This window comes from Proteiniphilum sp. UBA1028, assembly GCF_002316955.1.
Classification (GTDB): Bacteria; Bacteroidota; Bacteroidia; order Bacteroidales; family Dysgonomonadaceae; genus Proteiniphilum.
This window is the reverse complement of the sequence record NZ_DCEN01000058.1, coordinates 6,240-6,506: the sequence shown is the minus strand read 5'-3', so window position 1 is coordinate 6,506 and position 267 is coordinate 6,240. Positions and strand designations below refer to the sequence as shown.

The 267-nt window shown below is 47.9% G+C and carries 1 protein-coding gene; it reads right to left on the bottom strand.

Features of this window, described 5'->3' with window-relative positions:
* Positions 1 to 266 (bottom strand): alpha-L-fucosidase (locus tag B3Z75_RS10555; RefSeq protein ID WP_294071376.1); only part of this gene is annotated, 266 nt, incomplete at its 3' end.
* Position 267 lies beyond the last annotated feature (1 nt).

The window sequence follows — 267 nt, the reverse complement described above, 5'->3', positions numbered from 1 at the left end:
CCTTCCCACATTCCTGCAGGAACGGAATAGACACCCCAATGGATAAAGCACCCGAATTTTGCATCGGCATACCACTCCATGCGTTGGCCGAGATTTTCCTGTGATTTTGTCCACCAGGTTGCGTAGGCCTCTGCCACGGCTTCTTTATCTTGTGGTAACTGTAGCTTCTCCAGGATGGCCATACCTTGTTCGTCCCCTTTGTTTTGCGATTGTACTGTCAATGAAAGGAGGAAAAACAGGCCGATAAATTGCCAACATGTTCTCATA